The sequence below is a fragment of the Alkalihalobacterium chitinilyticum genome, from assembly GCF_029028005.1.
In the GTDB taxonomy this organism is placed as follows: domain Bacteria; phylum Bacillota; class Bacilli; order Bacillales; family Bacillaceae_F; genus Alkalihalobacterium; species Alkalihalobacterium chitinilyticum.
This window is the reverse complement of record NZ_JAOTPO010000022.1, coordinates 40,717-64,145: the sequence shown is the minus strand read 5'-3', so window position 1 is coordinate 64,145 and position 23,429 is coordinate 40,717. Positions and strand designations below refer to the sequence as shown.

Here is a 23,429-nt window from a genome sequence, read left to right as displayed (position 1 = left end):
AGGCAGTTAGGCTCCTTCTTCACCTAACCACCAACCAGATGATAGAGTGGTTGGGTCAAGCGGGTTGGGCTTGATGCATCCACGGCATCATCTATGCTTTTAAAAAGTGAAGAAGGGCCTACTGTTTTAATAATATGGAAAAACTAAAATTCGTTATTTAGGTGTCCACTTTCTTGACATAAGTCCACAGGAGCCCTTATTTGCTTAAAATCTTTGAAAAACAGCACGAAAATCAGCAAATAAGGGCCTCTCAGACCTTTAAACTTCAAAAAGAATCGCTTATGAACGAAATAAAGGCCTGTGAGTCCGCTAATTTTCATTCACTATATTAATGGCTGATTCCGGTCTGCTACATGTTTTTAACAACAGTCAGCACGCTCGTATCCTTCTAAACGCTGCCCCGACAAACAGCTTCATCACCTGTTTTCGGTTTATAAAAGGCTGACATTGCGTCAGCCTTTTATTTGTTCATACATTCTAGTCTCATTATTGTTCATACATGACAGTCTCATCAACGACGGTCATAATTGGATTGGCGTCGATAATATCATTTCCTTTTAACGTAAAAAGATCTTTTTCTAAAATGGTGAAATCAGCAGCAAATCCTTCTTTAATAAGTCCAAAACGATCTTGTTTGTTAATTGCTGCTGCACTTCCTGATGTATATAACTGGATCGCTTCAAACATGGTTAACTTTTGATCTGGCAAATATCCTTCGTGGTCCTCAGAAAGCTTTCTTCTTGTTACCGCAGCATGAATTCCTACTAATGGATTTACACTTTCAATTGGTGCATCTGAACCGCCAGCACATACGAATCCATGCTCTAATAATGCCTTCCAGGCAAAGGCTAGAGGTAGTCTTTCATATCCAAGCCTTTCTTCTACCCATGGAAAGTCGGTAGCAACGAATGATGGTTGAATATCTAATATAAGCGACAGCTTTTTCATACGTTCAACGAGCTCCGGTCTTAAAACTTGTACATGAATTAATCTATCTGGCAACTCACCAATAAGCGGATATTTTTCTATAGCATTTAATGCATACTCAACGGCTAAGTCACCGATCGTATGAATAGCCACAGGTCTTTTTATGGATCTGGCAAACTTAATGATTTCAGCTAACTCTTCTTCAGAGTGAATCGCAACACCATTTGTTTCAGGTGCATCATTGTATGGAGAACTAAGTAATGCAGTTCGTCCACCTAATGCCCCGTCGGCAAACATTTTTACAGCTCCTAATTCGATATATGGATGTTCAGAAAATTTCTTGGCAAACTCTTGTTCAACGGTTTTGGCTACCTGATGGTGAACGAGTAAATGAGCTCTGAACTTTTTTTTCTGTCCATCGATAACCTCTTCAAATGCTTGAAGCGGGCGGTCTGGAGAGCCGTAATAAGATAGGTCCTCTGTATGCCCGCCAACTAATCCAAGCTGAAGCATATCATCAACTGATTTCGTTAATGCCTTATGTAAGTATTGCCTGCTGTCTTCTGGTACAGATTGCTTGATTAATTCTTGTGCTTCATCAAGAAAATACCCTGTCGGCAGACCATCAGTATCACGGACAATCACGCCTCCTTGTGGGTCGGGAGTTTCAATTTGAACTTTAGCGAGTTCCATCGCTTTACTATTGGCTAATAAAGCGTGACGACAAATTCTTTTCAATAACATGGGATGTTCTGGTGCAATTTCATCTAATTCAGTAAAATGAAAGATTTTACGATCGGAAAAGTTATTTTCATTCCAACCTTCCCCAATGATCCAGTCCCCGGCTTCTGCTTCTTCTACTTTTTTCATTAATAACTCTTTCATCGTCATTGCAGAATCAACTTCCGATAAATCAAGACGAATTAAACGTTCACCATGTCCAATCATATGTAAATGACTGTCGACGAAACCTGGATAAGCAAATCCCCCTTTAATATTCACCTTCTCAGTAATTTCACTTCCGAAAGTTTGTTCCAATTCAGAAACATTTCCAAGCGCTTTAATGATCCCTCTTTCCGTTACAACCGCATCGACTTTTTCCCCTTCTCTATTCATCGTATAGAAGGTACCGCCAAACCATAATGTTACCATCATATCACTCACTTTCTGTTTCATATCACATCACTTCCAACATCTTCACAAAACTCCGCTTTAATTGCAAGAGGTATACCAATACTCTCATAATTTAAAGAAAACTCAACGATTAGCAAGCCTTTAGGCAAACACAATAGCTTATTAGCATTTATCATAATTCTTAAAAAATCGGACACTAGGTCAATGCCTATTTGCTAATATTTTTACTTCCTTAAACTGAAACAAAAGACAGGAGACGGATCTCCTGCCTTTTAATAAACGAGCGCTCGCTCATCTTCTATTATAATATTAAGCGTGCATTTCCTTTTCACGTTGACGTAACTCAACACGACGAATTTTTCCTGAAGTTGTTTTAGGTAAGTCTTGAACGAACTCAATACGTCTTGGATACTTATAAGGTGCTGTTAACGTTTTAACGTGGTCTTGTAAACTCGCAATTAAGTTTTCATCTTTTTCATCTTCTGGATTTCTTAAGACGATAAATGCTTTTACTACGCTTCCACGAATTTCGTCTGGGCTTCCTACTACTGCACATTCCTTAACAGCTGGGTGTTTAGTAAGTGCATCTTCAACTTCAAATGGACCAATTGTATAACCAGAACTAATAATAATATCATCGCTGCGACCTTCGAACCAGAAGTAACCATCTTCATCTTTTTTCGCTTGGTCACCAGTGATGTACCAATCGCCACGGAATGCCATTGCTGTACGCTCAGGATCCTTATAATACTCTTGGAATAAAGCAGGTGTACTGCGGTGTACTGCGATGTCTCCTACTTCACCTGGTTTTACAGGATTTCCATCTTCATCAATTACTTCTACTTGGTTTCCTGGTGTTGGTTTACCCATTGAGCCTGGTTTAATTTCCATTCCCATTAAAGTACCAACTAATAATGTGTTTTCTGTTTGACCATATCCATCACGAACTTCTACATTAAAGTGTTTCTTAAATGTATCGATAACTTGACGGTTTAATGGCTCACCCGCTGATACGGTACTGCGTAAAGCTGGTAAAGAATAATGTTCAATGTTATCTACTTTTGCCATTAAGCGGTACTCAGTTGGTGTACAACATAATACGTTGATTTCATGGTCTTGAAGTAATTGTAAGAATGTATTTGGACTAAATTTACCGTGGTATACAAAAGCCGTTGCTCCCATACCAATTGTTGATAAGAATGGACTCCAAATCCATTTCTGCCATCCTGGAGCAGCCGTTGCCCAAACCGAATCCCCTTCTTGAACACCTAACCATTTTTTAGATGCGGTTTGTAAATGCGCATATGCCCAGCCGTGTGTATGAACAACCGCTTTAGGGTTTCCTGTTGTTCCTGATGTATATGGTAAGAATGCCATTTCATCGCGTTTCGTTTTAGCGCCCTCGTAAACATCACTTGCATCAGCAGCCAATGCATCAAGAGAGATCCAGCCCTCTTCTTCAGCACCAACGACAAACTTATGCGTTAATGATGGCATTTCTTCTTGAATAAGATTCACTTCAGTAGTGAACTGGTAATATGCTATAACTGCCTTTGCTTCCGCATGATTAATACGGTAGATTAAATCTTTCGCACGCAGCATTTCTGAACATGGAATAATGACTAAGCCTGCTTTTAAACAAGCTAGATAAGTAAAATAGGCCTCAGGCAACCTTGGTAAAAGTAATAATACTCGATCCCCTTGCTTTAAACCTTGGCTAACGAAAGCGTTTGCAATCTTATTTACATTCTTTACTAGTTCTGCATAAGAAACATTACGAGTTTCCCCTGCCTCGCTTAACCACTTGATTGCTAATAAGTCCTCATTCTGCGCAAATTTCTCTACTTCTTGTGATAAATTGTAATACTCTGGTGCAATTAAATCTTCGCGTTTCATGTAGTTTCCCCCTCATCAAAAATATCGGACAATTCTATTATAACAGAATTCGACTATTTTTTTGAATATTTTTTTAAATAAAAAAATAAAGGGTACGGTATAAACCGTACCCTCATCAGCCATGATATAAATGGTAATTTAGATTATTGTTGTTGATAACCACCCATTTGTTGCTCTGCCATTTGTACTAAACGTTTAGTGATTTCACCACCGACAGAACCGTTAGCACGAGCAGTTGCATCTGGACCAAGTTGAACACCGAACTCAGAAGCGATTTCGTATTTCATTTGGTCTAATGCTTGTTGTACTCCAGGTACTACTAATTGGTTTGAGCTGTTGTTGTTTGCCATGTGTCTCACCTCCTTTGTTAACTATAGACTGTGTCAGATGAGCTTTTTTAATGCAAATTTCTCACTGGTAATTGTTACATTTACCTTGACATCTGGTTTTAGTTAAGTAAAGGACGGTATTATCCAATAGCAACAATGCCCCTAAAACCGTAAAGAAAGCTCGCCGATTGGCGAGGCGAAGCCAGAGGCGTAGTTGTTCTTATACTTGGTACTTTAAAATTTTCATCCTCGTCGAGAACCATCTATGCTAACTTTCCTGAGGTGCAAAAAGACCGCCATTCGGCGGCCTTTTTTAATATATATTGATATTAGAATAAGTCATCTACACTCTGTTCTTCTTTAGTTGGTTGATTACGAATAGTGATCACTTCTGTTTCAGCTACTGCTTTATCAACTAATGATGCAAAATCAAAGTTACCTTCAAATTTATTTGCTAACTCTCTTCTAGGCCTTGTCTTAGAGTTAGGAGGCAAGAAGATGGTACAGCAATCTTCAAAAGGTAAGATCGACGTTTCGTACGTACCAATTTTTTTGGCGATTTCAATAACTTCTAACTTATCCATCGTAACTAAAGGACGTATGATTGGTAAATTTGTAACTTCATTTATTGCATTCATACTATGAAGCGTTTGACTGGCGACTTGTCCTAAACTTTCCCCTGTAGTAATAGCCAACGCTTCTTGTTTTTGATTATTTGCGATCTTTTCACTGATTCGCATCATCATTCTTCTCATAATCGTCATCGCATAGTCACCAGGTACTTTTTCATGGATGGTCGTTTGCATTTCTGTAAATGGAACAAGGTGCAATTGGATCGTTCCACAATATTTTGTTAAAATTCTAACCAGTTCTTTTACCTTTTCTTTTGCACGTTCATTTGTATAGGGCGGACTGTGAAAATGAATAGCGTTTATTTTCACCCCACGCTTCATTGTTAAATAACCAGCGACCGGACTATCAATACCACCAGATAACATAAGCATTACTTTCCCGCCGGTCCCAACCGGAAGCCCCCCAGCGCCAGGAATATTTCCACATGTAATATAAGTTGCCTGTTCACGAACTTCGACTCTGATTTCTACATCTGGTTCATGAACGTTAACTGTTATATCTTCCGTATTTTGTAATACATATCCACCGATCAAAGGATTTAATGATTGTGAACCAATTGGGAAATTTTTATTCGGTCGCTTTGCCGTTACTTTAAAAGTACGAACGGGTTGATTTCTACTATCCATTAGCGCAGCAAGTGCACCTTTTTGGATCGCTTCTAATTCGTTTTCAACTTTTAGAGCTAAGCTAAATGAATGAATACCAAATACATCTTTTAACTTCTCAATAATTTCATCTTCGCGTGCATCATGTAATTCAATCATAATTCTTCCAAACATTCTATGCACTTTTATATCATAGCCCTTTAAAACGACATTAATATTACTTGCTAGAGCTTTTTCAAATACTGAACGGTTTTTTCCTTTTAATGCCAGTTCACCGACACGAACTAATATATGATCATATTTCATTTTTCTACCTCATCACTTGTAATAATTTTGGGACTTCCTTTTTCATCACTTGAATAAATGCTTCAACTTCTTGATCTTGCGTTTCATAAGAAAAACTTATGCGAATCGCACTCTCAGCTCGCTTTTGACCTAAGCCCATTTCTAATAAAATTCGACTTGGTGAAGATAATTTCGACGAGCATGCGGATTTAGTTGAAACATATATTTGTTGATGCGATAACGCTTGAATGACCACTTCAGGTTTTGCACCAGGAATTGAGAAGTTTACAATATGCGGCGCATGACCATCACCAGATCCACTATTAAGGACTATACCATTGATTTCTTTTAATCCGGCAATCGCTTTTTGTTGTAGTTGCATCAGGTTTAACTTTCCTTCTTCTGCCTTTTCAATCGTCATTCGAAGAGCTTTTGCTAAAGCCGCAATACCAGGTACATTTTCTGTTCCAGCTCTCAACCTCGCTTCTTGAACACCACCATGCAACATTGGACTTAGAGTAATTCCCTCTCTTACATATAATGCACCAGTTCCTTTTAGCCCATGAAATTTATGCCCCGATATCGTACAAAGATCAATATTATTTTTTTTAAAATGGACTGGGACTTTTGTTACTCCTTGTACATGATCAACATGAAAAAATACTTTAGGGTAATCTTTAAGGAATTCCCCAATTTCTTGAATCGGCTGGACAGCCCCTGTTTCATTATTGACATGAATAAGGGATACTAAAATCGTATCTGAACGAATAGCTTGTTTGAGATCGTCAAGCGAAACGTGTCCTGTTTGATTGACGGGTAAATACGTCACATCAAAGCCTTTATTTTCTAGTTCGGCAAAGGTTTCATACGTTGATGCGTGCTCTATTACCGATGTAATGATATGTTTCCCCCTAGATTGATGCTCTAAAGAGACCCCTTTTATAGCTAAATTATTTCCTTCTGTTCCTCCAGAAGTAAAAATAACTTCTTTGGCTTTAACACCTAACAATTTGGCTATTAATTCTCGAGAACGCGTTAACACTTTCTCTGCTTCTAATCCTAGTGTATGAAGAGAAGACGGATTGCCAAAATATTGCTCAGAAACAGTCAAATACGTCTCAAGAACTTCTTTATAGGGTTTTGTTGTAGCACTGTTGTCTAAATAAATCATACACAATTACCCCTTCTAAACGACTTCATTTTACAACTAATTATCATAACACATAAAAAAGCCAAATGGTAACAAGAAAAGCGGAAGCGTCCGTTTTGCGGCGTATGGACTGGAGCCCCCCGTATGAGATAAAGGATACACGGCGAGTGCTAACGAGCCGATGTTGACTTATCGTAAGGAGGGGAGCGAAGTCCACTAGACGCTGGACGCTGGAGCTAGACATAGAAAAGCGGAAGGCGCCTGTTATCGGCGACAAGCGCTGGAGGGCCGGCAATTAGTGTCCTGCTCTTCGGACACGTTTGATGGACCGAAGCGACCTCGAGCCGATGGCGCCTGGAGCTAGACATAGAAAAGCGGAAGGCGCCTGCTTATCGGCGACAAGCGCTGGAGGGCCAGCAATTAGTGTCCTGCTCTTCGGACACGTTTGATGGACCGAAGCGACCTCGAGCCGATGGCGCCTGGAGCTAGACATAGAAAAGCGGAAGGCGCCTGCTTATCGGCGACAAGCGCTGGAGGGCCAGCAATTAGTGTCCTGCTCTTCGGACACGTTTGATGGACCGAAGCGACCTCGAGCCGATGGCGCCTGGAGCTAGACATAGAAAAGCGGAAGTGTCAGTTAAGCGACGTAGGGACTGGAGCACCTCGTATGAGCATTACATGTTTTTTAAATTTAGAGAATAATTTTAATTTTAGATCTTGTTTTAGGCTGATATAATTTTTAAAAAATTATGATAGTATGGTTTACAGATAGAAAGAAAACGTTTTCACCGGAGGTAAACGATATGAATACACTTTCAACAAAAGAAACGATTGCCCTAGGCTTAATGACGTTTGCGTTATTTTTAGGTGCCGGAAACTTAATCTTCCCACCAGCTATGGGTCAAGCAGCAGGAGAAAATGTGTGGGTAAGTACACTTGGATTTTTAATTACTGGAGTCGGGTTGCCACTTCTTGCCATTATTGCGATAGCTCGAGCAGGAGGGAATTTACAATCTTTATCAAATCGAGTTCATCCACTCTTTGGCGTCATTTTTACATTAACGATGTATTTAGCAATTGGACCTTTTTTCGGTATTCCTAGAACAGGTACGGTAGCTTATGAAATTGGAGCAGTTCCATTCTTAAGCCCATCCGTTTTAACTTCTAGTATGCCCCTATTTTTATATACAGTTATCTTTTTCGGACTTACGTTTTGGTTAGCGCTCAACCCAACAAAACTGGTTGACCGAGTAGGTAAACTTTTAACGCCAATTTTATTATTGATTATTACAGTACTTGCGGTAAAAGGTATTGTTACACCACTTGGTTCAATTGAAGGTGTGGCACCAGCGTATGAAACCGCTCCATTTTTTAAAGGTTTTCTTGATGGTTATTTAACAATGGATACAATTGCTGCGCTCGTGTTTGGAATTGTAATTGTATCGCGGATTACCGAGCGTGGAGTTACTGATAAGAATGTCATTACGTCTATAACGGTAAAAGCTGGTTTAATTGCTGGAACAGGATTAGCGTTAGTCTATTTAGCTTTAGCATATCTAGGCGCAAGCAGCGTCTCTACTCTTGGCATGTTAGACAATGGTGGAGCAATACTTTCAGGAACGGCAAACGAATTATTTGGACTTCTTGGTACTGTATTATTAGCAGTAGTCATTACAGTTGCTTGTTTAACAACTTCTGTGGGTCTAGTATCCGCTTGTGGTGAATACTTCGTTAAATTAATGCCTAAATTATCTTATCCTATGATCGTTGCCATTCTTTGTGTTTTTAGTTTAACTATGGCGAACATGGGGTTAGCACAACTGATTTCATTCTCTTTACCGGTATTAATTGCGATTTATCCAATTGCAATAGTTTTAATTGTTCTTTCGTTTTTACACAAAGCATTTAAAGGAATGCCTCAGGTGTACGGCGGTGCACTTATTGGTGCAGGTGTAGTTAGTATCGTGGATGGATTGAACGCAACATCACTTCAGTTAGGTTTTATCAATTCTGTATACAGTTACATCCCGCTGTTCGCAGAAGGGGTAGGCTGGCTGCTTCCTGCAATCATCGGTGCAATTATTGGTTACCTTTACGGGATCACGAAAAGAAATCATACCAATGAAAGTTCAAGCTATCATAACGCTAGCTAATAAAGAAAAGCGCAAGGTGCCCGCTTATCGGCGACAAGCGCTGGAGGCCCAGCAATAAGTGTCCTGCTCTTCGGACACTTTTGATGGACCGAAGCGACCTCGAGCCGATGGCACCTGGAGCTAGACAAATAAGAAAAATAAGAGGCTGACATCTTAAATGTCAGCCTCTTATTCATTCTCAGTAATGATTTCAAGTAACTCATCGACAGATATAACTTGATGTGGTGCTAGTTCGATTGCCCGCTGAAAAGTAATTCCGTTTTCTATTTGTAAACTAGTGTTACTGACACTAATTTGAGGTTGTTCTTCCTCCTCATCAGCTAACAGTGGTTTATACTCTACAAACTGATGATCTCCTTCGTTTAGCTCTTCTGATGCTAGAGGTGAATGAAGGAGAGTAAATACGACAGTCGTCCAAACCACAATACATAATAACGAAGCAACTGTGAGTAGTATGAACTTTTTCATATTAACCCTCCCTATTTTATTAATGATTATACAGACACCGTAGTCTTTTCTTCTTTTTCAGAAAGCTTATCAAGTATGTTAGGTTCATACTTTTGGATCGCAGTTGATGCAAGTTCGATGGCATCGTCATAATAAAAACTTCGAAAAGCCATTTCAGCTTCACTAAGTTGTATACTCGTCGCCTCTGACTTTCTGCGATAGCGGTTTCCATATTGTATTAATTTTTCGGCTAACTGCGATTTTTCAACAGTTTCCTCAATCAGGGTATAGACATTATTAACTGCGATTGCAGCTTGTTCGACAATATGGATAACACCAGTCATATCCAATGGTATTTCTTCTAACTTTTGGATAGCGGCTAAAAGTTTTTCTTCCCCTTCTCCCAATTCGCTATTGATATAAGACGGTAAACCAGGGATATTGCTCTTTTGAACAATTCTCTTACCTTCTAACAATTTAAACTTCAACTCTATTAAGGTTTCTTTTGCTTTCAGTTCATCTTTACGAAGAGTATCTAATGCGAGGCGAGAAGCCTCAAGAGCTGCTTCTAAGTTTTCATAATTACTATTGAAGTCCTCTACCATTGTTTGTAATGTTGTGAAAGATTGTGTATTGTTAATCGTTGCATCCTCTATCACGCTTAACTGAGTAGTCAACTCTTTTAATTGTTTATTAATCTTTTGGTGGTTTTTCAAGTCTTCTTCAGCGACACGATAGCTTTGCTGCACGAGTTGTGCATCCTCATTTAATTCTTCTATTTTTTCATCGGTTTGAATAAATTTGTCCGCGATTTGATCCAAATACATTTGAACTTTCTGCTTGCATACCGCTTCTGTCTCTAATGATTCATAGATCGTATCGACTTTTCCATTCAATTCAGCTATTTTTTCTTCCATACCTTCTAACTCTAGTTTATGAACAGAAGAAATTAACGCCGTACTCGTTTCTTTAATCACTTCAATATCTTTTTCAAAACTAAAGTGTTCTAAATTAAATCCGGCTTCTTCCATATCCTTTAGTCCAAAGTAAAGGTTTTTCAATTCACTTGGTATATTCGTTTGTAACTGGACCAAATATTTAGGAATAGAATCCATTACTGTAGATTCCTTTTCAATCTCTTCGTTTATTAAAACCAGTACTTCACGGGCTTGAATATAGTTCCCTGATTTGGTTGCCTCATCAAATAAAGAAAATTTTTCGTAAATACCTTCAATTCTTTTTTCAATTAAGTCCGTTGCTTTACCGAATGATGAACGATGTGTAGAAAAGTGCTTCTTTAAGTCCTGGTACTGCTTTTTAATGTCCCCAATTTCCGTACGGTTTTGTTCTGCACTTTGTACTAGTACATTGATATCGCCAAGCATTTCTTTTAATTGGTCTTCTACTTCCATCAAACGTTCTTCAATTAGTTTATTCTTTTCTCTCGCCTTTTTAAAACGATACTTATTCGCTAGTTCTTCAACATCGAAAAGATCTTCTTCTATATCAGGAAGGACAACATCGACTACACCATCCCACTCTTTACGCCACGTTTCGAACTTTTGCTCTGTTTCTCCAGACATCGTCAGCCCTTTAACCTTCGCAATTTCATCGGTAATTGGCCTATTCATAATATCCATTTTCCACTCTTCTAATTGGTCCACCTGTTTGTATATACTTTTCCTCGTCCAAGCTCCGTATCCAAAAAACAGTATGACAACAGCAATTGTTATATATAAATAAACCATTCGAGGGTCTCCCTTCCGTCCTAACAAGGCGTATATCTTATGTATTTATTATCCGTATTTAAAAGTATTGTATATTTCTACAGATTTTTATGTTTTCTGATAGATTCTGATACATATTATGATACCATGTAACAAAGGATTTGGGTTGACTTTTTTAGGAAAAATTAAAGAAAAGGAGTGTTTTTCGTGATAATACATGATGGACATGTGCATACACCTTTTTGCCCCCACGGTTCTAAGGATCGTTTAGGATCTTATATTGAAAAAGCAATACAGCTAAATATTAAGGGCATTACTTTTACAGAGCACGCTCCCCTGCCACTAGACTTTGTAGATCCAGTACCTGAAAAAGATAGTGCTATGACTTGGGATAACCTCACCTCGTACATTCAAGAAATTCAGCAATTAAAAGAAAAGTACAACAGAGAATTAACGATATTGTTAGGTCTGGAGGTGGATTTTATTGAGGGATATGAAGAACAAACTCGAAAGATATTAGATGAGGCAGGGCCCTATTTAGATGACGCTATTTTATCTGTCCATTTCTTAAAGCATAATAACAGTTACTTTTGCTTGGACTACAGCCCTGAAATGTTTGAAATGATGATTGGTGTGTTCGGATCTGTTGATGCCATATATGACTCATACTTTAAAACTGTACAACAGTCTATTGATGCGAACCTAGGAGCATATAAACCAAAAAGAATCGGCCACATTTCTCTAGTTAGAAAGTTTCAACAAAAATTTCCGCCGACAAGAAATTATGATGCTGCCTTTCATCAATTGTTAGACTCTATAAAAGAAAAGGGTTTGGCATTGGATTATAATGGTGCAGGTGTTGTAAAACCACTATGTGGTGAACCGTACCCTCCTGAAAGTGTTATAAAAAGCGCATTAGAAAGAAAAATACCCCTTATCTATGGCTCTGACGCTCACAGTGTAAAGGGGTTATCACAAGGGATTGAAAAACTTTATACAGGCGCAACATTTAGTGTTCCTGAGTGCTTATCCTGATGCTTTCGTTACAAAAAGATTTGGTTTCTGACTTAAGTAGCTATCCATCCACATCGCTAAATAACTTATATAATGTTTTAAAAAGTAGCGCTCGTGCGGAATTAAATGATGAACTTCACGAATGTATTGCGGATGTAAAAACGGCATGATCAGCATTCCTCTTAATTGGATTATGATAAAATCGATTGGTTGCCGCTTGAACTCTTGACAATCCATACCATTCTTAATCATTTGATAGTACATATGTTTTTCTTTCATCATATACGTACTCATTACTTCACGCACGAGCATTGTATCTAACGTAATTTCACGGTGCACAAAACGAGCTAAATGATGGTTTTCTTGTTGATAAACAAGTGCATTTTCCAATGCAATTAACAAACAATCTCTTGAAGGCCTTTTATTCAAATATTGAACACCTTCATCTAAAGCAGAAATAAATCCTTCGAAAAAAGTAGCCATTAATTCTTCTAGTAAACCCTTTTTGTTTCCAAAATAATATGAAATCAACGCAACATTAACGTTAGCACGGTCAGCAATCATTCGAACCGATGTTCCACTAAATCCTTGTACATTAAATAAAGAAATAGCCGCATCCATAATCTTTAGTTTCGTACTTTCTTTTTCGCTTATCATTGCCCGTTCCCCCTTAAAAACTATGTACTAATATATTTCTTGGTCCTTCTAGGATGCCCTTCGTAAACCTCTCGACAAACCAGAAGAATGTTTCTACATGATCTCCTATAATGACATGATTTCCGAGTTGAAGGATGGAGACAAGTTATACAAACCGTCGAATTATACTAGAGAACGTTCTTTTTGAGACGATAAAGTCGTATCCACACTAAAGCTCCCGTTCATTACACCTGAGGTTAGAGAATAATACAAAAAGAGACTAACTTTTCGTTAGTCCCACTCATAAAAACGTTTATAGATTGGTTTGGTCAATGACTTGGTTTTTCCCTGACTTTTTAGCGATATATAAACATTCATCTGCCATATTAAATAGCAATTTAAGCGATTTTTTCTCATCCGTTTGATCCCAATAGGAAATCCCACATGAGATCGTAACTCTAGGGCTCGTTTCAATAGCAACATTTTTTACTATTCGTTCGGCTATCTTTATGCCTGTTTCCAGCTGTACTTTTGGGAGGTAAATAGCCAGCTCTTCCCCGCCCCATCTCGCCGCAATATCATGATCGCGAATATTTTTCTTCATTACATTTGCTACTTGAATGATGATATCATCGCCTACCTGATGGCCATAAGTATCATTAATCAATTTGAAATTATCAATATCAATTAATATGAAGCATCCGTATGCATCAGTAAACATCGACTCCTGAATTTTTTGATCCAGATAATTTCGTGAATACAATCGAGTTAAATGATCAGTAATAACAAGGCGTTCCAATTCTTCGTGTAAAATTGAATTCGTAAATGCTAACGTCGAATGATGAATGAGTGATTGTAGCAACTTGAAGTTTTCAAATGTGAAGTGATACGGATTTTGATGAAGAACGACGACCATTCCTTTTAACTCCCCGCTTTGCACCATCGGAACAGCTAACAAGGACTGATAGGGATCAATTTCAAATATACCATCAGCTTTTGCGTCCCCTACAAATAACGATTCTTTTTCGATCTTAATTTGTTTGCTTAAAGTCGCTAAAGGAACTTGAGCTTTTTCTGTGAAATAAAATTCAGTGCTTCCTTCTAAAACATTTAATTCACCGCTAGTAAACATAATATAGCCCACTTGTTCAGCACTAAATGACCGAAGGATTTGGTCTGTCATAAAGCGGATTGTATCTGATAATCGCAAATTTGAATTTAGTTGATGTGACGTTTGGTTGATTAATTGCAAGTCATTGATTAGTTGTTGTGACTGCTGATAGAGCTCTGCATTTTCTAATGCATTCCCGCCGATATCAGCTAACGTTTCAATAAATTCGATTTCATGTTTAGGAAATACCATTGAATTGGTCGTTTGTATTTGCATTACACCGTATACTCCTTGTTTTCCTCGTAACGGCGCATAAAGTCTGGAACATTGATCTTTAATAACGTCTTCAATTTGAATATCTCCTGTTAAAAATGCAGTTTCCCCGACCCCATACGATTCAATACCATAATTAAACTGCTTTACAGGAAGGTTTTCGCTTACTTTCCAGTCCCTGGATAATAATAAGTTCACTGAAAACGATGGATACATTTCTTCCACCGCATATATCATTTCACCTAATACTTCGCCTACATCCATGGACGAGTGAAATTTTTTTGTCACTTGAAGCAAGAGTGCCTTCCTCTTTAGTTCAATACTTCCTCTATCGTTTTTATGTGCTTGTAATAAGATTGGTTTTACTTCTTTAAGAAAGCGCTTAAACTCTTTATAGTTATTTTCTTCTACTTGTTGATCTCTCAACAAGATGACAAGAACAGTTAACGGATTTGTTTTTTCAGTACAAGTAGGAACAATTAGTGCTTTATCGTAGTGAAAGTCACACGACATCCACATATTTTTAGTCATTTCTGTATGTGTATAAATAGCCCATTCTTTTTGAATGGAGTTTCTGTGTAAATAACATTGCTTAGAGCTTGTCTCTATTCGGTCTGTAGTTGAACACACTAAACTCAATAGCGCATCATCTAACCTTTCAAAAAGAAGCACATCTTTTACGAATGGATCAAATGATGTTTGGATGAGTTCTATAACAGATTTAGCAATGCTCGTCATGTTTATATCATAGTTGGAGTCTTTTAGAATTTTCTGCAGTGCCGTTGAAGCTTCCTCCATATCCTTCTCGGTCTTTTCAAAACGATAGTTCTGTAAATAATAAGATAAATAAAGTGCATTACGGAAACCTTCAAGGAAGCTTTTTATCGAAATGTTGTTTTCCAATTCGCTAATACTTGCGATCATCCCAAGGTAACCGTCCCAAGTATTTTCCGGTAATGAGACACTAATTATATCCGTAAGGCATCCATTTAAATCAAATGGATATTCCTTTTCTAGCATACTATCTTTTAATTGGTACAACACTTCAATCATTTGGGTGTTTAAACCACCAATTTCCCTGATAGTAATTATCTGCCCTTCTTGATCAGCAAGAAATAAGACAGCCGATTGAAAGCATTTACCAAACGAAACACTGTCTGTGACTGACAACTGCAGGAGTTTAGACATATCTATTGAATTAACTTCGTTAGCATTAAGTTTATTCATGTTATAGCACCACCGTTACATACTTAAGACAGCATTTCGAAACTTTAATAATAGGTAAATAAAACTAATTTTATTGATATTTTTCCCAAAATATAATAGTTCTTATATAATTATACCTGAATTATTATTGTATTACTATAAATATATGTAAGGACTATTCTCTTTCCATTGAATTGTTATTGTGCACTGTCAAGGGCTATTGTTGACATCGGTATTATAAAGTAATATAATAGCATTTGTGTGAAATAAGACAGCCAAGGTAAACTTGATTTGGACCCTCTCATTTTGTTCCTCAATCCAGCGGCTGCTGATTGTGTTGAGGTGCATCGCGTAACTTCACGCTGTCGAAGCGAAGGTGCATGAAAGCAAAATGACCATTTCAGGAGATTGCCATAACTGTTGTTGTTTTGCTCAAACAAAATAACAAAGGAGGAGTCATTCATGGCTCGTTATACAGGTCCATCTTGGAAATTATCTCGTCGTTTAGGTATCTCATTAAGCGGTACTGGTAAAGAATTAGAAAAACGTCCTTACGCACCAGGACAACACGGTCCTAACCAACGTAAGAAAATCTCAGAATACGGTTTACAATTACAAGAAAAGCAAAAGCTTCGTCACATGTTCGGAGTAAATGAGCGTCAATTCCGTCGTATTTTCGATGATGCTGGTAAAATGCCTGGTATCCACGGTGAAAACTTCATGATCTTACTTGAGTCTCGCCTTGATAACTTAGTTTACCGCATGGGTCTTGCTCGTACTCGTCGTGGAGCTCGTCAGCTTGTAAACCACGGTCACGTAATGGTTGATGGAGGACGTGTTGATATTCCTTCATACCGCGTAAAGCCTGGTCAATCGATTTCTCTTCGTGAAAAATCACAAAACTTATCAGCTGTTAAAGAAGCTATTGAAGTGAACAACTTCGTTCCTGGATACATTTCTTTCGACGCTGAAAAGTTAGAAGGAACTTTCACTCGTTTACCAGAACGTTCTGAGCTTCCTGCTGAAATTACAGAAGCACTAATCGTAGAGTTCTACTCTCGTTAATAACAAGGAGAACGATTGGATTTATTCCAATCGTTCTTTTTTTACTATCTCTTGTAATAAAGTCTGGTCTATTTTTAATTTATGTTTATAAAATTTTATCTTTCGGCAGTTTATTATCAACTTCAGTCAGTTTATTATCAACTTCGGTCAGTTTATTATCAACTCTTGTCAATTCATTTTCAACTTTGCCAGTTTATCGATTATTCGACAAAACAAAACCACTATTCATACACAACTCAACTTTCCTAATAATAAAGAAGCAGACTAACATTAGCTAGCCTGCTTACAAATTATATCTATACCTTAGTATTGAATGAGGTAGTACTTCTTCTTCCCGCGACGGATAATTGTAAATTGACCTTCAATCTTATCTTCAGTTTGTAAAAGACGCCCCACATCCGTACTTCTTTCACCATTGATGTAAATTGCACCGTTTTGAATATCTTCACGTGCTTGGCGTTTAGAAGATGATACTTTAGCTGCAACCAACAAATCAACTAATGCCATATTTTCATCTTCACAAGTATAAGAAGGTACATCTTTAAAACCTTGCTTGATTTCAGAAGCGCTCAAGTTCTTTATCTCTCCACTAAATAGAGCATCGGAAATTCGAATCGCTTGTGCTAACGATTCTTCTCCATGAACCGTTTTAGTTAATTCTTCAGCAAGCCTGCGCTGTGCTAGGCGTAAATGCGGCTCTGTTTCAACTGCTTTTTCTAACTCAGTAATTTCATCGTGTGATAGGAATGTGAAGTATTTAATAAACTTAATGACATCACGGTCATCTGTATTGATTAAGAATTGGTAGAATTCATATGGTGTTGTTTTTTCTGGATCTAGCCAAATTGCTCCACCTTCTGTTTTCCCAAACTTAGTCCCGTCTGCTTTTGTAACTAGCGGGATCGTGAAACCAAACGCTTTTTCTTGATCACCTAATGATTTTCTAATTAACTCTAGACCAGCAGTGATATTTCCCCATTGGTCACTTCCCCCAATTTGTAGTTTACAGTTCTCATTTTGGTATAAATTAAGAAAATCGTACGACTGGAGAATCATGTAGCTAAACTCAGTAAATGAAATTCCTGAAGAGATACGTGACTCTACAGAATCTTTAGCTAACATATAGTTAATCCCAAAGTTCTTGCCTACATCTCTTAAAAACGTAATAACATCCAGTTTTCCAATCCAATCGTAGTTATTTACTAACTTAGCACCAGCTTCCCCTTCAAAATCAAGAAAACGAGACAGTTGTCCTTTAATTCCTTCTGTAAATTGTTCAACGATCTCTTTTTCGTTTAACGTTCTCTCTGCTTTTTTACCACTTGGATCGCCAATAAGACCAGTAGCACCACCAACAAGTGCTAGCGGCTTATGACCGGCTAATTGAAATCTTCTTAATGTGAGAACCGTAAGCAGGTGTCCGATGTGTAAACTGTCTGCTGTAGGATCAAACCCACAGTATAACGTTACTTGCTCTTCACTTAACTGCTTAGCTAACCCCTCTTCATCTGTCACTTGATTAACTAATCCGCGAAATTGCAAATCCTTCAATAACTCCATTTGTTCCACTCCTATTTTTTAATTGTTAGCCTGGAAATTAGCTATGTTAATGCCATTTGATGAAATCGTTTGATTTAAATCATCAGTAAAATTCAACTAATTTTTTTAAAACAGCCCTCAAATCAACAATGGACATGAATATAGCTGATAAAATAAAAAAAGTCCTTCAAAAAGGGACGAGACATCTCGCGGTACCACCCTTCTTGAAGAACATTAATCTTCCACTTGACATGATAACGGAATTAATCCGTCTGTTATGAATAGCCATAACAGATTGCTCCTAGTTTGTAATTCATAGTTACTCTTTGTACCGATTCGCACCATCCATCGGCTCTCTAAAACAGGGAGAGACTACTACTGAAAACTAATCAATGCAATAAATATTTATTATTCTTATCTTTTTAACATAATTATTTTCTAATGTCAATCTTTGACTGTACATTGTGACAGAAAAACCATATTAATGACAAATTTAAATATGGTATAATATTGATTGAAGTTTAGGAGGTTCTTATCTATGAGAAATCTATTAAATACTTTAACCAGTAAATGCGAACAGGTTGTTAACTTCTTAAGGCGTAAAAAGATCTTAAGTAACCTCGATATTACATATCAAGTCGTTTGGAACTTATTCTTAGTTTTTCTTGTATTTGGGGTTATTTCATTGTTCTTTGTAGGTGGTGCAGGAGCTGGCTTCTTTGCTTCCCTTGTAAAAGATGAGCAATTAAGAAGTTATGAAGCCATGAAAAAAGACATTTACAATTATGAGGAAGTAAGTGAAATATACTTTGCTAATGATGTCTACCTAGGTGAACTTCCTACCGATCTAGAACGGCGGGAAATTCCTTTAAAAGATATTTCTCCTCATCTGATTAATGCCATTATCGCAACAGAAGACGAATATTTTTATGAGCACGAAGGAATTGTACCTAAGGCCATTATGCGTGCAACCTTCCAAGAATTTACTAACGCTTCCCTGCAAACAGGTGGAAGTACATTGACTCAACAATTAGTAAAAAACCAAATATTAACGAGTGAAGTTTCTTTTGACCGAAAAGCTCGTGAGATCGTACTTGCAATGCGATTAGAGCACTTTTTTGAAAAAGATGAAATACTCGAAGCCTACTTAAACATTGTACCGTTTGGGAGGAATGCAAACGGTCGGAACATTGCGGGCGTTCAAGCTGCTGCCCAAGGTATTTTCGGTGTCGATGCTAAAGATTTAAGTATTCCACAAGCGGCATTCATTGCGGGATTACCACAAAGTCCTTTTGGGTACACACCGTTTTATCGCAGTGAAGGAAAAGTGGTAGTCAAAGAAAACCTGGATCCTGGTATCAACCGGATGAAAACAGTCCTCAGAAGAATGCATGAAGGTGGACATATTACCGAACAAGAATATCAAGAAGCGTTAAATTATGATATTCGTGCCAATTTAACAGCAGCAACACCAAGTATTAGAGATGAATATCCCTATATCGCTGATGAAGTTGTTGAGCGTGCGGTTAGCATTTTAACTAACCAATATATTTCAGAAGAAGGTATTGAACTTGAACAGTTAGATGCCGAAGAAAGACTGGAAATCATTAATAAACATGCCGCCCAAGCACGAATTGACTTACGACAGAATGGATATCGCATTCATACAACGATCGATAAAGACATCCACGATGCGATGAATGAAGCGATAAAAGATGAACGCTTTTTTGGACCACCTAAAGATGGTGAACCTGAGGAAGTTGGTTCGATGTTAATTGAAAATCGAACAGGAGCAATTTTAGGTTTTGTCGGTGGTCGAGATTTTGAACGTGAACAGTTAAACCATGCAACTAATGCCCGTCGTCCAAACGGCTCGACGATGAAACCTCTTCTAGCTTATGGACCGGCAATGGATATCGGGGCACTTCAACCAGGACATATCATACCTGATGTACCTACATTTTATAAATCAGATTCATCGCGTCAGGTAAATAATTTCAATAGAAGCCACCGCGGATTAATTACTGTCCGAGAAGCACTTAAGACATCACAGAACACGACAGCAGTTCGGGGTTTATGGATGGCACCGCACGAAAAAAGCCGTGAAACTTTATTGAAAATGGGCTTTCGATTAAATCCAGGTGAACCATATGAAGCTGCAGCTCTTGGAGCAATTGATCACAATGTAACGGTAGAAAATAATACAAATGCATACGCTACTTTTGCAAATGGAGGAAAATACATTCCTTCTCATATGATTGATAGAATTGAAACGAAAGACGGCGAAGTTATTTTCGAACATCAAATCGAAGAAGTTGAAGTGTTCTCACCACAAACATCTTACTTAATGATTGATATGATGCGTGATGTGTTACGTGGAGGAACTGCAAGCTCATTGCCAGGTAGATTAAAATTTAGAGCTGATTGGGCAGGTAAAACGGGGACAACTCAAGACTTTTATGATGTCTGGTTTGTTGCTACCAATCCTAATGTCACAATGAGCGTCTGGATTGGTTATGATACACCAAAAGAAATCAAGCGAGAACCGATAGCTGGCCTAAGTTACAGCCAACGTACACAACAAATTTGGGCCAACATTGCCAATGCAGCCTATGATGTTCGACCAGAAGTCATGTCTCCAGGGCATAACTTCCAAATGCCGGATGGAATTGTTTCGAGAGCTATTTGCGGCGTATCTGGACTGCTTCCTTCTGATCTATGTAAAGAGGCTGGTTTAGTGAAAACGGATCTCTTTAATGCTAAGTTCGCACCAACTAAAGTAGACGACAGCTTACAAAAAGTGAATTATGTCTTAATTGATGACCAACCTTATGTTGCTTTAGAAAATACACCGAAAGAGTTCACTTTTAACGGCGTAATGATTAAAGAAGAGTATTTAGAAACCTATAGATTAAGCGAGTCTCTTCAAAATCAGTTGAGCAATGTAATACCTGATCGAAAAGCAAAACATAACGGCAAACAACCTTCTGCCGTTAAAAATGTCAGCTTAAGTGGTTCAACATTAAGCTGGGCTAAGCAAAAAGAAAATGATATCGTTGGGTACCGTATCTATCAAGCACCAAACGGATCCGATCAATTTAAGCTTATTACAAGTGTTAAAGGAAGTGCTACTACGTCCCACAACATTAAATCTGGTTCTTATGCCTACTATGTAACTGCGGTTGACGTTGCAGGTAAAGAGTCTCCTGCTTCGAACATTGCTAAAGGTGATAATTGGAGTGCTGAACCACCGAAAGAGGAAAAAGAAGAAAAAGAGCCTAAGAAGGATAAGAAAGAAGACGAAGATAAAAAGCCCAAACCACCATCCGGTGATAATGGAGATCCTAGAAAACCGTCAACACCAAAACCTCCTTCCGAGTCAGGTGGAAGTGAAAATAATGGGTAAATCAACAAAGAGGCTGATAAAATGTCAGCCTCTTCTTTCTTGTTATTCACTTCATTCATTTGTATATTGATAAAATGGAACTCAAAAAGAGACTAACCGAAGTTAGCCTCCCTTCTATTAATCTTCCATAGTAGATAAGTCACCAGTTGGTAAATCCAGTTCCCAAGCCTTAAGAACACGGCGCATAATTTTTCCACTTCTTGTTTTCGGAAGTTTTTCACGGAATTCAATTTCACGCGGTGCTGCATGTGCTGCAAGACCTTTTTTCACGAAGTTACGAATTTCCTCGATTAATTCATCACTTTGCTCATAACCTTCTCGTAAAGCGATAAAGGCTTTAATAATCTCCCCGCGTACAGGATCTGGCTTACCAATAACTCCTGCCTCTGCTACAGCTGGGTGCTCAATTAATTTACTTTCTACTTCAAATGGCCCAACACGTTCACCTGCTGTCATAATAACATCATCAATTCGCCCTTGGAACCAGAAATAACCTTCTTCATCCATATAAGCCGAGTCACCTGATACATACCATCCGTCAATTTCAAAATAACTTTGGTACTTCTCTTCATTATTCCAAATCGTTCTCATCATGGATGGCCATCCTTTAGCAATTGCTAAGTTACCCATGCGATTTGGAGGTAATTCGTTTCCTTGATCATCGATAATAGCCGCTTTTACCCCTGGAATTGGTCTACCCATTGATCCTGGCTTAATATCCATACAAGGATAATTACAGATAAGCTGAGCGCCTGTTTCAGTCATCCACCAAGTGTCATGGATACGTAGATCAAACACTTTAGATCCCCAACGGACTACTTCAGGGTTTAGCGGTTCACCGACAGAAAGGATATGGCGGATATTTGATAAATCATACTGCTTCACAAGCTCATCGCCAGCACTCATAAGCATACGGAACGCAGTTGGCGCACTGTACCATACAGATACTTGATAACGCTGTAATGTCTCATACCAATCTTGCGGGCTGAAACGTCCTCCACGAATGACGTTTGTAACACCACATAACCACGGACCAAATATTCCATATGATGTTCCTGTTACCCAGCCTGGATCTGCTGTACACCAATATACATCATCGTCTTGTAAATCTAGTACCCATCTAGCTGTTTGGTAGTGTTGAAGCATCGCGTTATGAACGTGAAGTACCCCTTTTGGCTTTCCTGTTGAACCAGAAGTATAATGAAGGATTAATCCATCCTCACGATCTACCCATGTAATTTCTAATTGACTGCTTGCTTCTTGCATTAATTTATTGAAGTCCTTAATTGGACCTTCTTCTTTTACATTATCACCAATAATAAATACTGTTTCTAGATTCGGAAGATCCCCTACAGGTACACGCTCAAGAAGATCTGGTGTCGTTACTAACACTTTTGCTGCACTATCTTCCAGACGATCACGTACAGCCCCCTCCATAAATGCTTCGAATAGTGGACCAACAATTGCACCTAGTTTAATAGCGCCAAGTACAGAGAAATATAGTTCTGGAGAACGCGGCATGAAAATAAATACACGGTCACCTTTCTCTACCCCTACGCTTTTTAAAACATTACCTGCACGGTTAGACATTTGACTCATTTGTTCAAATGTATATTTCTCATCACGCTTTGCATCACTGTAGTACAGTGCTACTTTATCTTTTTTATCAGACAGGGCATGACGATCAATGGCTTCAAATGCCATATTTACCTTACCAGTTGTACTCCAAGAAAATTCTTTTTCAACCGTACTCCAATCAAAATTTGCAGCTGTTTCTTCATAACTTAGTAGATTGTGGTTTCCTTTCGTTGCTGGAAGCGCTTGCACGTTCATTTATCATCTTCCTCTCTATATGTATTTCCCTACTTTCTTTATTTATTATATTATAGTTAG

At 38.2% G+C, this 23,429-nt stretch carries 15 protein-coding genes and 1 other annotated feature; of the genes, 4 read left to right on the top strand and 11 right to left on the bottom strand.

What is annotated here, in order from left to right:
- Positions 1-486 precede the first annotated feature (486 nt).
- The 5 genes from N7Z68_RS21330 to N7Z68_RS21310 form a co-directional block, all read right to left on the bottom strand.
- The gene (locus tag N7Z68_RS21330; protein ID WP_308447238.1) at positions 487-2,103 is read right to left on the bottom strand and encodes an amidohydrolase; all 1,617 of its coding nucleotides are present in this window, start codon (positions 2,101-2,103) and stop codon (positions 487-489) included.
- A gap of 267 nt (positions 2,104-2,370) precedes the next feature.
- Positions 2,371-3,957, bottom strand: a complete 1,587-nt coding sequence (gene mbcS, locus N7Z68_RS21325) for an acyl-CoA synthetase MbcS (RefSeq protein ID WP_275120491.1) — start codon at positions 3,955-3,957, stop codon at positions 2,371-2,373.
- 143 nt (positions 3,958-4,100) lie between these two features.
- Entirely contained in the window at positions 4,101-4,307 is a 207-nt protein-coding gene (locus N7Z68_RS21320) for an alpha/beta-type small acid-soluble spore protein (RefSeq protein WP_275120490.1), read from the bottom strand.
- Positions 4,308-4,615: 308 nt separating this feature from the next.
- The gene (thiI, locus tag N7Z68_RS21315; protein ID WP_275120489.1) at positions 4,616-5,830 is read right to left on the bottom strand and encodes a tRNA uracil 4-sulfurtransferase ThiI; all 1,215 of its coding nucleotides are present in this window, start codon (positions 5,828-5,830) and stop codon (positions 4,616-4,618) included.
- A 4-nt stretch (positions 5,831-5,834) separates the two neighbouring features.
- Positions 5,835-6,980, bottom strand: a complete 1,146-nt coding sequence (locus N7Z68_RS21310) for a cysteine desulfurase family protein (protein ID WP_275120488.1) — start codon at positions 6,978-6,980, stop codon at positions 5,835-5,837.
- A 782-nt stretch (positions 6,981-7,762) separates the two neighbouring features.
- Here N7Z68_RS21310 and brnQ point away from each other — a divergent pair.
- Positions 7,763-9,112 carry a branched-chain amino acid transport system II carrier protein gene (gene brnQ, locus N7Z68_RS21305; RefSeq protein ID WP_275120487.1) on the top strand — a complete coding sequence of 450 codons (1,350 nt, stop codon included), beginning with the start codon at positions 7,763-7,765 and terminating at the stop codon, positions 9,110-9,112.
- Between the two features lie 168 nt (positions 9,113-9,280).
- Here brnQ and N7Z68_RS21300 read toward each other — a convergent pair whose 3' ends face one another.
- Both N7Z68_RS21300 and ezrA read right to left on the bottom strand, forming a co-directional pair.
- On the bottom strand, positions 9,281-9,580 hold the full coding sequence (locus N7Z68_RS21300; protein ID WP_275120486.1) for a hypothetical protein: 300 nt from the start codon (positions 9,578-9,580) through the stop codon (positions 9,281-9,283).
- Positions 9,581-9,606: 26 nt separating this feature from the next.
- Positions 9,607-11,307 (bottom strand): septation ring formation regulator EzrA, encoded by a 1,701-nt coding sequence (gene ezrA / locus N7Z68_RS21295; RefSeq protein ID WP_275120485.1) that lies wholly within the window; start codon positions 11,305-11,307, stop codon positions 9,607-9,609.
- A gap of 192 nt (positions 11,308-11,499) precedes the next feature.
- Between ezrA and hisJ the strand changes: the two genes are divergently transcribed.
- Positions 11,500-12,321: a histidinol-phosphatase HisJ gene (gene hisJ / locus N7Z68_RS21290; RefSeq protein ID WP_373323206.1), complete on the top strand. Its 822-nt coding sequence runs from the start codon at positions 11,500-11,502 to the stop codon at positions 12,319-12,321.
- Here hisJ and refZ read toward each other — a convergent pair.
- Positions 12,313-12,957: a forespore capture DNA-binding protein RefZ gene (gene refZ / locus N7Z68_RS21285; protein WP_275120484.1), complete on the bottom strand. Its 645-nt coding sequence runs from the start codon at positions 12,955-12,957 to the stop codon at positions 12,313-12,315. The two genes, hisJ and refZ, sit on opposite strands and share 9 nt — an antisense overlap.
- Positions 12,958-13,249: 292 nt before the next feature.
- A complete protein-coding gene (locus tag N7Z68_RS21280; RefSeq protein ID WP_275120483.1) occupies positions 13,250-15,547 on the bottom strand; it encodes a sensor domain-containing diguanylate cyclase in 2,298 nt (765 codons plus the stop codon).
- A 441-nt stretch (positions 15,548-15,988) separates the two neighbouring features.
- Between N7Z68_RS21280 and rpsD the strand changes: the two genes are divergently transcribed.
- Positions 15,989-16,591, top strand: a complete 603-nt coding sequence (rpsD, locus tag N7Z68_RS21275) for a 30S ribosomal protein S4 (RefSeq protein WP_275120482.1) — start codon at positions 15,989-15,991, stop codon at positions 16,589-16,591.
- A 303-nt stretch (positions 16,592-16,894) separates the two neighbouring features.
- On the opposite strand, the gene tyrS is transcribed toward rpsD, so the two are convergent.
- Positions 16,895-18,151, bottom strand: coding sequence for a tyrosine--tRNA ligase (gene tyrS / locus N7Z68_RS21270; protein ID WP_275120481.1), 1,257 nt, complete (start codon positions 18,149-18,151; stop codon positions 16,895-16,897).
- A 169-nt stretch (positions 18,152-18,320) separates the two neighbouring features.
- Positions 18,321-18,532, bottom strand: a binding site (T-box leader).
- A 136-nt stretch (positions 18,533-18,668) separates the two neighbouring features.
- On the opposite strand from tyrS, the gene N7Z68_RS21265 reads away from it, so the two are divergent.
- Positions 18,669-21,536, top strand: a complete 2,868-nt coding sequence (locus N7Z68_RS21265) for a transglycosylase domain-containing protein (protein ID WP_275120480.1) — start codon at positions 18,669-18,671, stop codon at positions 21,534-21,536.
- A gap of 117 nt (positions 21,537-21,653) precedes the next feature.
- Here N7Z68_RS21265 and acsA read toward each other — a convergent pair whose 3' ends face one another.
- A complete protein-coding gene (gene acsA / locus N7Z68_RS21260) occupies positions 21,654-23,369 on the bottom strand; it encodes an acetate--CoA ligase (RefSeq protein WP_275120479.1) in 1,716 nt (571 codons plus the stop codon).
- Positions 23,370-23,429: the final 60 nt, after the last annotated feature.